The sequence below is a fragment of the Pseudomonas sp. GW101-3H06 genome, from assembly GCF_059424605.1.
Map to the genome: position 1 here is coordinate 1,198,800 of NZ_JBWKZO010000001.1, position 13,433 is coordinate 1,212,232.

A 13,433-nucleotide genomic window follows, 5' to 3' on the forward strand; every position below is an offset into this window, starting at 1 on the left:
AGCAGGCTCGCTCCCACAGGTTTTCGCACTGTTCTCCTTATCTAAGCCTCCCACCCCGCCCCACTGACCGCCTCTTGCGCCAGGGGATGCAAATCCGCCCCGTGGTGCGCCTTCTGCCAGGCCAACAATTCCTTGCGCATGCCCGGCGTCCAGTACATTTGCAAATGGTTGCGCACACCGAGCACGGCCTGTTGCGGGTCCGGCTCGCTGGCGAAGTACTGGGCGATCTGGTTGGCCATCTTGATCAGGTTCTCAGTACTCATCGGCGCACCTCCGCTTTGGCACCTTGACGGCGTTCCTTGAGCAAGCGGTGCTGTTCGTCGGTGAATTCCTGGAAGCGTTTTTGCCACTCGGAAGGGTGGTAGACGCGGCTGACTTCCACGGCGGTGACCTTGTATTCCGGACAGTTGGTGGCCCAGTCGGAGTTGTCCGTGGTGATCACGTTGGCCCCCGATTCCGGAAAGTGGAAGGTGGTGTACACCACGCCCGGGGCGACCCGTTCGGTGACCTTCGCACGCAGTACGGTCTGCCCGGCACGGCTGCCGATGCCGACCCAGTCACCTTCATTGATGCCACGGCTTTCGGCATCGGTCGGGTGGATTTCCAGGCGGTCTTCGTCGTGCCAGGCGACGTTGTCAGTGCGCCGGGTCTGGGCGCCGACGTTGTACTGGCTGAGGATGCGCCCGGTGGTCAGCAGCAGCGGATAGCGACTGTTGACCTTCTCCTCGGTGGGCACGTAGCCGGTGAGCATGAAGCGCCCTTTGCCGCGCACGAACTGATCGATGTGCATGGTCGGCGTGCCGTCCGGTGCCGCAGCGTTGCACGGCCATTGCAGGCTGCCGTGGCGTTCCAGTTCCGCGTAGCTGACGTTGGTGAAGGTCGGCGTCAGGCGGGCGATTTCATCCATGATCTCCGATGGATGCTTGTAGTTCATCGGATAGCCCAAGGCATTGGCCAGGGCCACGGTGCCTTCCCAGTCGGCCTTGCCGCCCAACGGCTCCATGACCTTGCGTACCCGCGAGATGCGGCGCTCGGCGTTGGTGAAGGTGCCGTCTTTTTCCAGGAACGAACTGCCCGGCAGGAACACGTGGGCGAACTTGGCGGTTTCGTTGAGGAAAATGTCCTGCACCACCACGCATTCCATGGCCGACAGCGCCGCGGTGACGTGCTGGGTATTCGGGTCGCTCTGGGCGATGTCTTCGCCTTGGCAATACAGACCCTTGAAGCTGCCCGCCAGCGCCGACTCGAACATGTTGGGAATACGCAGGCCCGGATCGGGTTGCAGGGTGACGTTCCACGCCTGTTCGAACTGCGTGCGTACCGTTTCGTTGGAGATGTGCCGGTAGCCGGGCAACTCGTGGGGGAAGGAGCCCATGTCGCAGGAGCCCTGAACGTTGTTCTGCCCGCGCAACGGGTTCACGCCCACGCCTTCGCGACCGATGTTGCCGGTGGCCATGGCGAGGTTGGCGATGCCCATGACGGCGGTACTGCCCTGGCTGTGTTCGGTGACGCCCAGGCCGTAGTAGATCGCGGCGTTGCCGCCGGTCGCATACAAACGAGCGGCGGCACGGATATCGGCAGGTTCGACGCCGCAGACAGGGCCAAGGGCTTCCGGCGAGTTCTCCGCGCGGCTGACAAATTCGCTCCAGCGCGCAAAATCGCTGCCCTCGCAACGCGCGTCGATGAAGGCTTGGTCTTGCAGGCCTTCGGTGATGATCGTGTGGGCCAAGGCGTTGAGCATGGCGACGTTGGTGCCGGGGCGCAGCGCCAGGTGATACTCGGCGCGGGCATGCACCGAGTCCACCAGATCGATACGGCGTGGATCGATGACGATCAGCCGTGCACCTTCACGCAGGCGGCGCTTGAGTTGCGAGGCGAACACCGGGTGCGCATCGCTGGGGTTGGCGCCCATCACCAGGATCACGTCGGCCTGCATCACCGAGTCGAAACTCTGGGTGCCGGCGGACTCGCCCAGGGTTTGTTTCAGGCCATAACCGGTTGGCGAATGGCAGACCCGCGCACAGGTGTCGACGTTGTTATTGCCGAAGGCGGCGCGCACCAGTTTCTGCACCAGGTAGGTTTCTTCGTTGGTGCAGCGGCTGGAGGTGATGCCGCCAATGGAATCGCGGCCATATTTCTGCTGCAGGCGACGGAATTCGCTGGCGGCGTAGGTCACCGCTTCGTCCCAGCTGACTTCCTGCCACGGGTCGCTGATGTGCTTGCGGATCATCGGCTTGGTGATGCGATCCGGGTGGGTGGCGTAGCCCCAGGCAAAACGCCCTTTGACGCAGGAGTGGCCGTGGTTGGCCTGGCCGTTCTTGTCCGGCACCATGCGCACCAGTTGGTCGCCCTTCATCTCGGCGCGGAACGAGCAGCCCACGCCGCAATAGGCGCAAGTGGTGATTACGCTGCGTTCCGGCTGGCCCAGTTCGACCACGCTTTTTTCCATCAGCGTCGCGGTAGGGCAGGCCTGCACACAGGCGCCGCAGGACACGCATTCCGAGTCGAGGAAGTTATCGCCGCCGGCTGCGGCCACGCGGGATTCAAAACCGCGCCCGGTGATGGTCAGGGCGAAAGTACCCTGGGTTTCTTCACAGGCACGCACGCAGCGGTTGCAGACGATGCACTTGCTCGGGTCGTAGTCGAAATAAGGGTTGGAGGTGTCTTTCACGTCCTCCAGATGATTCTCGCCTTCATAGCCGTAACGCACCTCGCGCAGGCCAACCTGGCCGGCCACGGTTTGCAACTCGCAGTTGCCGTTGGCCGAGCAGGTCAGGCAGTCCAGCGGGTGATCGGAGATGTACAACTCCATGACGTTGCGCCGCAGGGTGGCGAGCTTCGGCGTCTGGGTGTGCACGGTCATGCCTTCGGTGACCGGTGTGGTGCAGGACGCGGGATAGCCGCGCATGCCGTCGATCTCCACCAGGCACATGCGGCAGGAGCCGAAGGCTTCCAGGCTGTCGGTGGCACAGAGTTTCGGAATGGTGGTGCCCATCAGCGCGGCGGCGCGCATCACCGAGGTGCCTTCGGGCACGGTGATGCTGCGGCCGTCGATGTTCAGGGTGATTTGCACATCGCTTTCGCGGGCCGGCGTGCCCAGATCGATATCGGTTTTCGGGTCGAAGAGAGTAATCATTGCTCGGCCTCCGAGGCTTGCAGACCGAAGTCGGCGGGGAAGTACTTGAGGGCGCTGGCAACCGGATAGGAAGTCATGCCGCCCAGCGCACACAGCGAACCGTATTGCAGCGTGTCGCACAGGTCCTTAAGGATAATCACCTGCTCATCACGACCGGCCTGATCCGGCGCGGCCAGCAAGCGGTCGATCACCTCCACGCCGCGGGTCGAACCGATGCGGCAGGGCGTGCATTTGCCACAGGATTCCTCGGCACAGAACTGCATGGCAAAACGGGCCATGTGGGCCATGTCCAATGTGTCATCAGCCACCACCACACCGCCGTGACCGAGCATCGCGCCGATGGCGGCGAAGGCCTCGTAATCCAGCGGCGTATCGAATTGCGACGGCGGCACCCAGGCGCCCAGCGGGCCGCCCACCTGCGCGGCCTTCAGCGGCCGGCCACTGGCAGTACCGCCACCGTAGTCTTCCACCAGCTCGCGCAAAGTCAGGCCAAAGGCCCGTTCCACCAGACCGCCGTGTCGAATATTGCCCGCCAGTTGGAAAGGCATGGTGCCCAGGGAACGGCCCATGCCGTAATCGCGATAGAACTGCGCGCCCTTGGCCAGAATCAGCGGCACCGAGGCCAGCGTCAGCACGTTGTGCACCAGCGTCGGCTGGCCGAACAGGCCTTGCAGAGCAGGGATCGGCGGCTTGGCACGGACGATCCCGCGCTTGCCTTCCAGCGAATCCAGCAGCGCGGTTTCTTCACCGCAGATGTACGCACCGGCACCGACCCGCACTTCCATATCGAAGGCCTGACCGCTGCCGCCGACATTGGCGCCCAGATAACCGGCGTCTCGGGCGATGTTCAGTGCCTGACGCAGAGTGGCCACGGCATCCGGATATTCCGAGCGCACATAGATGTAGCCGAAGGTGGCGCCGGTGCAGAGGCCGGCAATCGCCATGCCTTCGATCAGCAGGAAGGGGTCGCCTTCCATCAACATGCGGTCGGCAAAGGTGCCGGAATCGCCTTCGTCGGCGTTGCACACGATGTATTTCTGCGCCGCCTGAGTGCCGCGCACCGTGCGCCATTTGATCCCGGCGGGGAAGGCTGCGCCGCCACGGCCACGCAGACCCGAATCGAACACTTCAGTTGCGGTCTGCTCACCGCCAATGGCGATGGCCCTTTTCAAACCCTCGAAACCGCCGTGGGCCTGGTAATCCTCCAGCGACAAGGGCCGGGTAATACCGGCGCGGGCGAACAGCAGGCGTTGCTGAGACTTGAGATAAGGCAACTCTTCCACCCGGCCCAGGGCCAGGGGATGCGTCGAGGGATCGCCTTGTAGCGCTTCAAGCACCGACGGCACATCGGCAGCAGTCATCGGGCCGAAGCCGATCCGGCCCTGCGCGTTGTCCACTTCCAGCAGCGGTTCCAGCCAATACAGACCGCGAGAACTGGTGCGCTGCAACGCCAGCGGCAGATTAAGTGCCTGGGCCTGAGTGATCAGCGCCGTGGACACCTCATCGGCACCCACGGCACGGGCCAGCGAATCACAGGGCAGATAAAGAGTCGGCATTACGCGTCCTCCCGGCAAGCATCAAGCAGGGCATCCAAACGCTCGGCACTGAGCCGCGCATGCACCCGACCATCCAGCTCCAGAGCGGGCGAACAGGCGCAGGCACCGAGGCAATAAACGGGGCGCAAACTGATGCTGCCATCGGCGCTGCTGCCGTGGTCATCCAGTTGCAGCCGCTCACGCAACTGCGCAGCCAACTGCTCGGCACCACGGCTCTGGCACGACTCGGCGCGGCACAAACGCAGAATATGGCGGGCCGGCGGCGAGGTACGGAAGTCATGGTAAAAACTGATCACCCCGCGAACCTCGGCCTGACTCAGGTTCAGGGCATGGGCAATCTCGGGGACGGCCGCATCGGGGATGTAGCCAATGCGTTCCTGAATATCATGAAGAATGGGCAACAGCGCACCGGGAGTGCCCCTATGGCGCTCCAGCAGGGTGTTGACCACAGACAGGTGCAAACTCTCATCAGGCATTCAGCAATCCTCACGGTCACGGACAAACCAGAAGGTCGTCGGTCGTCCGAAAGTGTCGGCTGCGGCATTCACACCACGTCACGGTATCGTGGCATTTTCAGACCGTTGGCCAGGGCACCCTTGGCGGGCATCTTGTTGTGCCCGATGCGGTCTTCGCCGCACCTCTACCGGGCATAAAGGGCAGCTTGCCACGCGGCTATTGATCAAACTGCACCAAAGCGACGTGTTCGGTTCTGCCTACGACTCTCCATTAAGTCTAGTTGAGCGGGGCACGGCGGCCTCGCTCAGTGGCTTAATGCCGCTATGGGCTTGTCGTGGGGGATGTATAGCAAGCATTAGAGGGGAGAAACAGCATCAGATTAGTGGTTGGTTTTAGAGCGCAGATGCAATCCCTTGCGCTGTCGGCCGCAGGAGCGAACTCGTTCGCGAAATACGCAAGGTACCCACATTCTCTGCTCAGTGCCCCCGCCTGCCGTAACCGAACCTGCTTGTTTAAAGGCCGGTGCGAATCAAGCGGACGTAAGGTTGCATTGGGTCAGGGATTAGATGCACATCCCAATCGCCTGGAGCAGCGTAGTTATGAACAGGCCTTATAGCGGAACTGCTAACGGCAGGCTGCGGCGAGCCAGGAATGAGTTGAACGTTCCAGTCGTCAGGAGCAGCAGAGTTGTAGATAGGGGATATGGCTTTTTGATTTTGCGGAATGGGAGCCTTATTGGCACCTATTGTTCTACGTGCAGGCGTGCTGGGTAGCGTTCGGGGCCTGAGTTCCCTCGGGGCGCTTGTGTTTACTATTGGGTTATTGGCAAGTTGCGTTCTTGAAGGGCTGGGCGGTGCTGGTTTCTTTGGCGGTGACGCTGCTATCGCTTTGGCTTTTTTTACACTACCCAGGCTGTTCTTAATCCGAGACAGAGCGTCGGAAACATTTGATTGGTTGAAAATTCTGCGCGCGATAAACAAAAGCTTTGCTTCGCCTGACGGATCTGCGGAATTGATCGGATCATTTTCGCAGTAGGCATAGGCATTGAGACCACCTTTCCTAAAAGGACTGAATTTATCCGGAACGTGAAGTCGCATCAGCACTGGATTGTAGGCTCTATAACCTTGACCTAATAAATAGTGACCCGTCACGGAATCACGCCGTTCGCCATTAAACGCCAGCAAGCTGAGTAACCCGCTTTGCGCTGGATGATGGCCGTAAGGACTGTAGACCTGATGATGAATAAGGTTATTTTTGATGCTGTGCAGCACCGTGTTTTGCGGATCTGTGTTGAGTAAGGTCACAGCGTTGCCGGGTTGTAACTCAGCGAGTGGTATGGCCTCGTGTTCGAAAAAACAAGTTTTTCTATCGCCCTGAATTTCGGTCGCAATGCGGGTGTTATTGTAGAAACGTTGAATCGAGTGAGTACTGACCAAACGATCCAGCGGGTCGTAGTGATAGAGATTGGCGGATTTTTTAGATACTTCACTCATGTGACAGGCTCCGGAACATAGCCATATACACATCAGCTTCTGCTGGTTTATCAGACCTGTATAGCTAGCAGATCTGATAGGTGTTGGGTGTTGCGGCCAACAAAGCCCTCCAACTCACCACAACCCCTGAGCAAAGCTTGCTCGCAATGGCGTCAGCCCAACCAACACCGATGCTGAATGTACTACCCAATCGCAAGCTACTCACACGTCGCGGTCAAACTACGCCTATCAGGACTACCCTGTGGGACAATCTCGATCGAAATACGGCCTGAAGTCAGGTTCAAGCAGTTCATTTGATAAACAGGGAAAGACAGATGATTGATTTCAACAACAAAGGATTCTTCAAACTCAAGCAAAACGACGAATACGCCGAACGCGTTTCCGCCCTGTTGATCGACGGCGAACACGTTATCGACGCCTACAAATCCATGCGCGACGGCGTGGTGTTCACCAACAAACGCATCATCTCGGTCAACGTCCAGGGCATCACCGGCAGCAAAAAAGACTTCACCTCATTGCCCTACAAAAACATCGTCGCGTACTCGGTCGAAACCTCAGGCACGTTCGACCTGGATTCCGAGCTGGAGATCTACTTCTCATCGCTGGGGAAGGTGAAATTCGAATTCACCGGCAAGACGTCGATGGTGGAAGTTTCCAAGCTGATTTCCCAACATCTGCTTTAACCACCCCCAACAAAAAGCCCCGGAACCCCCGGGGCCAAACCAAATACCAACCAACACACAAACCCCCTGTGGGAGCGAGCCTGCTCGCGAAAGCGCCAGCCCAGCCAACACCAATCCTGAACCTGCCGCCAACATCGCAAACAACCCAAACCCACAGACATCAACGACTACTCTTCAGCCTTTGCCGCCGCCTGCTTGGATACCTGCACAGAAGTCCGATCCCGAGTCAGCACCTTCACCGCATCATCCACCACCGCCTTACTCATCGCCGTCAAATAATGCGCAGCCCAGGCTTGGTAATCCGTGTCCCTGGCATAAGCCGCATCCTGGGTCAGCGCCTTGGCGAGAAACAGAAAATCAGAAGCCATGGCCAATGCATCGCCGAGCGGGACATCGCGAGTGACGTGGAACAGCGGTTGATCGGAACAGTAGATGGCGGGGGTTAGGCCGATGGTTTTGAGTTCGGGTTGTACGGTCATTGGCCACCTCCGAGAACGGAGAGGCAATGGGGGAGGGGGTTACGCGATTGGGAATCGCATAGTGAGAAAAGCCAAATTTCAAACGGATTGATACTGCGCATTATCCAACTCCTTGATATGAGGAGCTGTCACGTTCGTTACCACACGAATGGGTGACAGCTGTGCGCAGGGTGGTAAACCGGGTATCAAGGAAACCGGCACGCCCGAGGGCGTCCCACGCACAGCCGCCATAACTCACGCCGCAGGCATAAAAAAAGCGCCTGATGACGTGATTGGGGCGCTGTTGCGCCTTGAATAACTCGGGTTACCACACCCGGTCGCTGAATTGGCAGCGACGGTGGGAGGGTAGCGTGCAGAGCTTTTTCCTGCAACCTCTGACAGGGTCTAACGCAAGCTCTATTCGCCTGAATTGACCGGGTTTAGCGGAAATATTCATATCAATCCATCAAGGCATCGATCTGATGCGGATTTGATGGAGCTTATCTGCTGCGCTAAATCACGACACTCCCCAGCCGTGGTGCTGATAGTGATGCTCAAGAGCTTCGCGACTCGGATGCAGTTCGGGATTGCTTGGTAAGTATGCTTTTTTTCCGTGCAGTCTTATCGTCATATTTTTATCCGCTAGGGAGTGCGGGCCGTCTTCCATATCAGGGTCGCAATACCGAGTCTGACCGTCCAAAGTGATAGTAATAAGCCCACAATCGAATAACCGATGATGCAATGTGCACAGCAGTAGTCCATTCCGCGGATCAAGTCGTTGGCTCGGGGTGGCTAGGCTCCAAGGAATGATATGTGCGGCATCGAGTGCTTGGTAAATGCTGAGCCCACACATTGCGCACTGTTGCCCATACGCTCGCACCAGTGCTCTCTTAAAAACGGTTTGTGCCACCCCTCGAACTCTGACCTTGGCATAGATTTCATCGCTATTTTCAGGCTGCTCAATAAGAGCTCGAGCCAAAGATTCCGGAGTATCGGTCGGACCAAAGGCTCCATAGGGATTGGGAGTCTGGCTCCAGTCATAGTTAAAAACGAGTTGGTGAGCAATGTAGAGATCATCCAACTGACAACCTATAAAACCATTACCTGGAATCCCCGTCTTTGCTCCGATCACAATGGACGTAAGCGGAGGTAGATTTGCTTCAATGCAGTATGTCTGTATCGGATCGAGTGCCCAGCGCATTGAGAGCGGGTTGGTCTGCACTGAGGGCGCTAGCTCACCATACGTTCTGGTCATCCGTTCGGAGGCGGCTTCAACCAGTTGAGGCCACAGAATACCCGCTGCGTGAAACCAGTTTTTCCCAGTCACAACTCTCTCCTATGAACAACCTCTGATGCAGTGCGGCACGATGCCGACCGCCCTACGTGAAGGTGGTGGATCCTATCAGCGTTTAGGTAAATGAAAAAAAGGACGGATCTATTTTCGGAAAAATGTGGGAAAGGGGACAGATTTACTATTGGATTGATTCCGAAGATAACTCTGTCCTCATTTTCACACTGCTGACTAAAATCGTTAGACCATTGGTTTCGCGCTTTCTGCGCCATTTTGTTCAGAAGGTGTTTCCATTTTTTCTTGAGCGGCTAAACCATCTTCTACTTTTTTTGCTTGCGAACTGAGCAGTTCATCCGTTCTGGCAGCCAGTTTTTTTGCAAGGGTGGAGAACCCGGGCAGCTTAGCTAGACTTTCCATTGAGTCCGAAAGTTTCGCGCTGTTTTCAAGTGCATCCATTAAAGGGTGGTCGGTTTTATTGTAGTCAGTAATTAACTTTCCTGGGTTTTCAGAGCTTACTTGAAGCATATTGAAGAGTAGTCTGGTTCTAAGTTCGTCGCGCACGACACTTTCGCGGGGGAGTGATTCGATCTGATTAGATAGTCCAGAAAAGGTTCTTCCTAGAACAGCTTTATGCGTATATTCTTCAATCAGTCTTTTGGATAAATTAAGCTTCTTGCTTGAAGAATATGCAAACCATAAAACGGGGAAGTATAATGGTAGGATGGAAATTATTAGGTTTGGGGTTCCTTTTATAACTTCGACTAAGTCATTTCCTTTCCATCCTAATAGAAATACGTCGACGCCGAATGGGATTAGAGAGACGGCGACCATAAGTCCAATTGCCAATTTGAAGCTGAATTCATGTGCAGCAAATGAAATTATTTCGTCATCTTTCTTTTGTTCGTAGGCAGCGCTCAATCCCGCAGCCATCGCACCCGGCAGCAAACCTGAAATTTCATCATTTATAGCTGAATATCTTTTATTTGATGTGTCCAGAAGTTTTTCGAATTTTTCTTTCTCTGTGGATAAATTTACTTCATGTTTTCCAATCAGATCTTTAACTGTGTTGTTGACTTGTGCTTCCATGTCTTCAGTTTGGTCTTTGATAGACGTGTAGGCGTTTTGCAGTTCGTCAATAAGTCCATCCACCCTTTCGATGGTACCATCTGCTCCCTTTACCTCTGCTCCCAAAATGGTTTTGTGTAGTTCGTCAATGTCGGACTTTCTTTTCATCGAGTGAATCAAAAGTCCGTCAATATCCTTGTTTATAGCAGTAATCCCGTCCAGTTGTTTTTTGCTGGACTCAATTTGTTCAGGGAGCTTCTGGGCTTCTAACAGTGCGGTCCTAATTGTGGTGAGATCATTTGTCATCTCGGCGGCTACTTCGGATAGCGTGGTTTGCTGTTGAGTTACCGCTGTGCTTGTTTTTTCGCTAGATAAAAAAAGATCTGAAATATTTTTGTTTAGTTCTTTCGAATTTTTGGCTAGATTTTCAATTGCGACAATTTCGTCTTCTGCCGCTTTTTTACACTCTAATATGTCTTTAAGGTTCTGTTCTATAGTTGTCTGAACAGTTTTAATGCTATTTAAAGAGTTGAGTGCGTTGCTGGCTGATTCGGCTGCTGAGGCTTCAGAGTCTGATGTCTTTATTTTAATGGCGTCAGATAGCTGTTTGATTCTCGACTCTATTTCAACTTTGTACATCTTAAATTCTTCTGGATCTACGCCTTTGTCGAATATTGACATATTAGAAACCGAGTCCTTTTGATGTTTTCAAGGCTTATAGAATTTTTTGGGGGGTTACCCGCGCCATCAATTTATACCTTCTGCTGCATGTAAGATAGCCTCAGTGGTGGCTGAATGCCACTCAATATTGAGAGGTCCGCGGCGGCCTATCGGATGTCGGTTGCGAATTTCGATTGTCAACGTTCGTTTTATTTGGGTTATAGGGGCGGACTTATTTTCCTCAGCTACAAGTTGTAGCGTAGAGAGAAATATGTCCTCCATTTTTCGCCATATCAGGCCGGTTCCCCAATGCACCACCACTGTACGGCGACCTCATCATCAGGCTGAGTGACATCATGCCCATGCTCGATGAAATGCTCTGGCGTGCGCAATGCAAGCGTATGACTGATCCGCTCTGGCTGGAGCGTGTTGGTCTCACCGAGAAAGCGCAGATAGTAGTCCCGATCATAGAATATGGTGATCTCGCTCTGATGAACCCATGGCCATGTCAGCAGGCAAGCGACCCGGTAGTAACCCTGTGAGCGGTCAGCCGCGTTGGACAGGTGGCTGGCGGCTTCGAGCAGTTGCTGAATGCAGAAGGCCTGATCTTCGATCCTGGCGTGGGGGCCTTCGACCAGGGCCTCGTGCACCGGGATCTTCCAATGTGTGTAGCGCTCCATGCGCTCGGATTGCGGGTGAAACTCGTCGCGAAAAGTGGAGGCCCAGTGTTCCAGAGCGCGAAGGCGACGGTGAATGCCTCTGAGTGGCTTGTTGCTGAGGGCGATTTGCCGCATTGATACGTCCTTGTGATGCCGAAAAAGACTTTCGTGTTGTCTGTATCTGTCAGAGTAACGAGGCGCTCATCCTTCTCTCAACTCAACAATTCACAGAATATCTTTCAAGTAATCCTTGAGCGTGCTGAGCGGAGTATCAAGCTGCTCCAGCGTCTGCGCTGCGTTGACTTCAACTGACAATCTATTCAGCTCTCGACCCAGTGGCGTACCAGCCCCGCCTATCGCCTCAAGCGCCAGCTCCACGCATTCATCCATTTTGCCCTTGATGGTTGCGACATCACCTCTGCGCACCAACAACTCAAACACATCCCGCTGGTAATCACCCATCACCAAGTCATCCCGCAAAATCGGGCTTGAACCTTCCGCTTCATAAGCCAGCTTAAGAGAGAAGAGGGCGACGGTTTCCAGTTGCGATTCCATGGGTGAAGTCCTTGATAAGTGTCTGACTGACCGAGGGTGCGAGAAATCAAAAAAGCATCGCCAGCAGGCTGGCTCCCACAGGTCGGTGGGGTGTCAGGTGCTTTTCTGCAGGCGAAAAAAAAGGCCTTGCTAAGCAAGACCTTTCTTAATTTTGGTGCCCCGAGGGAGACTCGAACTCCCACTCCTTTCGAAAACGGATTTTGAATCCGCCGCGTCTACCAATTCCGCCATCAGGGCTCAATGGCGGCGAAGTATAGAGAGGTGATAACCGTCGGTCAATCAGGTACATGGAGAATTTTTGATATTTCCGCTAGACTTCCCGGCCCTGCTAGACGAACCCCATCATGCGCGTTGCTGACTTTACTTTCGAGCTCCCTGATTCGCTGATCGCCCGCCATCCTTTGGCCGAGCGTCGCGGTAGTCGCCTGTTGACCCTGGATGGGGTCAGCGGTGCCCTGGCACACCGTCAATTCACTGATTTGCTTGAGCATTTGCGCCCGGGCGATTTGATGGTGTTCAACAATACCCGGGTGATTCCGGCGCGGCTGTTTGGCCAGAAGGCTTCCGGCGGCAAGCTGGAAATCCTGGTGGAGCGGGTGCTCGACAGTCATCGCGTGCTGGCCCATGTGCGCTCCAGCAAGTCGCCCAAGCCGGGGTCGAAGATCCTGATCGATGGCGGTGGCGAGGCCGAGATGCTGGCGCGTCACGATGCGTTGTTCGAGTTGGGGTTTGCCGAAGAGGTGTTGCCGCTGCTCGACCGCGTCGGGCACATGCCGTTGCCTCCTTATATAGACCGCCCGGATGAGGGCGCGGACCGCGAGCGTTACCAGACTGTCTACGCCGAGCGTTTGGGCGCGGTGGCGGCGCCGACGGCGGGGCTGCATTTCGATCAGGTACTGATGGAGGCCATCGCGGCCAAGGGCGTCGAGACGGCGTTCGTGACCTTGCACGTCGGCGCGGGCACCTTCCAGCCGGTGCGGGTGGAGAAGATTGAAGACCACCACATGCACAGCGAATGGCTGGAAGTCGGCCAGGACGTGGTCGATGCCGTTGCCGCCTGTCGCGCGCGCGGCGGTCGGGTGGTGGCGGTGGGGACCACCAGTGTGCGTTCGCTGGAAAGCGCTGCCCGTGATGGCGTGCTCAAGCCGTTCAGTGGCGATACCGACATTTTCATCTACCCGGGCCGGCCGTTTCATGTGGTCGATGCCCTGGTCACTAACTTCCATTTGCCCGAATCCACGCTGTTGATGCTGGTTTCGGCGTTTGCCGGTTATCCGGAAACCATGGCCGCCTATAAAGCCGCGGTCGACAACGGATACCGCTTTTTCAGCTACGGTGATGCGATGTTCATCACCCGTAACCCCGCGCCTGCCGGTCCTAAAGAGCCAGGCCCAGAGGAAACAGTATGAGTCGCGAATGTC

12 protein-coding genes and 1 tRNA gene are annotated in these 13,433 nt (G+C 56.1%); 2 read left to right on the plus strand and 11 right to left on the minus strand.

All coding sequences use genetic code 11. The features are described 5' to 3' along the window. Nucleotides 1–41: 41 nt before the first annotated feature. From AC07ZE_RS05455 to AC07ZE_RS05475, 5 genes are all read right to left on the minus strand, one after another. Complete coding sequence (locus AC07ZE_RS05455; protein ID WP_207262125.1) at nt 42–263, minus strand: formate dehydrogenase subunit delta; 222 nt, start codon at nt 261–263, stop codon at nt 42–44. Further along, nucleotides 260–3,136 (minus strand): formate dehydrogenase subunit alpha, encoded by a 2,877-nt coding sequence (gene fdhF / locus AC07ZE_RS05460; RefSeq protein WP_207262127.1) that lies wholly within the window; start codon nt 3,134–3,136, stop codon nt 260–262. The genes AC07ZE_RS05455 and fdhF overlap by 4 nt, the downstream gene beginning before the upstream one ends. Further along, nucleotides 3,133–4,692, minus strand: a complete 1,560-nt coding sequence (locus AC07ZE_RS05465) for a formate dehydrogenase beta subunit (protein WP_207262129.1) — start codon at nt 4,690–4,692, stop codon at nt 3,133–3,135. Before AC07ZE_RS05465 ends, fdhF begins: the two co-directional genes overlap by 4 nt. Further along, a complete protein-coding gene (locus AC07ZE_RS05470; RefSeq protein ID WP_207262131.1) occupies nt 4,692–5,168 on the minus strand; it encodes a formate dehydrogenase subunit gamma in 477 nt (158 codons plus the stop codon). The genes AC07ZE_RS05465 and AC07ZE_RS05470 overlap by 1 nt, the downstream gene beginning before the upstream one ends. Nucleotides 5,169–5,660: 492 nt before the next feature. Then, on the minus strand, nt 5,661–6,641 hold the full coding sequence (locus AC07ZE_RS05475) for an RHS repeat-associated core domain-containing protein (RefSeq protein ID WP_207262133.1): 981 nt from the start codon (nt 6,639–6,641) through the stop codon (nt 5,661–5,663). 314 nt (nt 6,642–6,955) lie between these two features. Here AC07ZE_RS05475 and AC07ZE_RS05480 point away from each other — a divergent pair, with 314 nt between their 5' ends. Next, the gene (locus tag AC07ZE_RS05480; RefSeq protein WP_095193791.1) at nt 6,956–7,324 is read left to right on the plus strand and encodes a PH domain-containing protein; all 369 of its coding nucleotides are present in this window, start codon (nt 6,956–6,958) and stop codon (nt 7,322–7,324) included. Between the two features lie 167 nt (nt 7,325–7,491). Here AC07ZE_RS05480 and AC07ZE_RS05485 read toward each other — a convergent pair whose 3' ends face one another. The 6 genes from AC07ZE_RS05485 to AC07ZE_RS05510 form a co-directional block, all read right to left on the minus strand. After that, on the minus strand, nt 7,492–7,803 hold the full coding sequence (locus AC07ZE_RS05485) for a DUF3077 domain-containing protein (RefSeq protein ID WP_207262135.1): 312 nt from the start codon (nt 7,801–7,803) through the stop codon (nt 7,492–7,494). Nucleotides 7,804–8,299: 496 nt separating this feature from the next. Beyond that, complete coding sequence (locus tag AC07ZE_RS05490; protein ID WP_310650357.1) at nt 8,300–9,109, minus strand: HNH endonuclease; 810 nt, start codon at nt 9,107–9,109, stop codon at nt 8,300–8,302. Between the two features lie 204 nt (nt 9,110–9,313). Continuing rightward, nucleotides 9,314–10,819 carry a hypothetical protein gene (locus tag AC07ZE_RS05495; RefSeq protein WP_207262137.1) on the minus strand — a complete coding sequence of 502 codons (1,506 nt, stop codon included), beginning with the start codon at nt 10,817–10,819 and terminating at the stop codon, nt 9,314–9,316. Between the two features lie 272 nt (nt 10,820–11,091). Then, a complete protein-coding gene (locus AC07ZE_RS05500; protein WP_207262140.1) occupies nt 11,092–11,592 on the minus strand; it encodes a DUF3916 domain-containing protein in 501 nt (166 codons plus the stop codon). A 90-nt stretch (nt 11,593–11,682) separates the two neighbouring features. Continuing rightward, nucleotides 11,683–12,012: a hypothetical protein gene (locus AC07ZE_RS05505; protein ID WP_207262142.1), complete on the minus strand. Its 330-nt coding sequence runs from the start codon at nt 12,010–12,012 to the stop codon at nt 11,683–11,685. Nucleotides 12,013–12,164: 152 nt separating this feature from the next. Continuing rightward, nucleotides 12,165–12,249, minus strand: a tRNA-Leu gene (locus tag AC07ZE_RS05510). Between the two features lie 107 nt (nt 12,250–12,356). On the opposite strand from AC07ZE_RS05510, the gene queA reads away from it, so the two are divergent. Beyond that, a complete protein-coding gene (gene queA / locus AC07ZE_RS05515; protein ID WP_207262150.1) occupies nt 12,357–13,421 on the plus strand; it encodes a tRNA preQ1(34) S-adenosylmethionine ribosyltransferase-isomerase QueA in 1,065 nt (354 codons plus the stop codon). Nucleotides 13,422–13,433 lie beyond the last annotated feature (12 nt).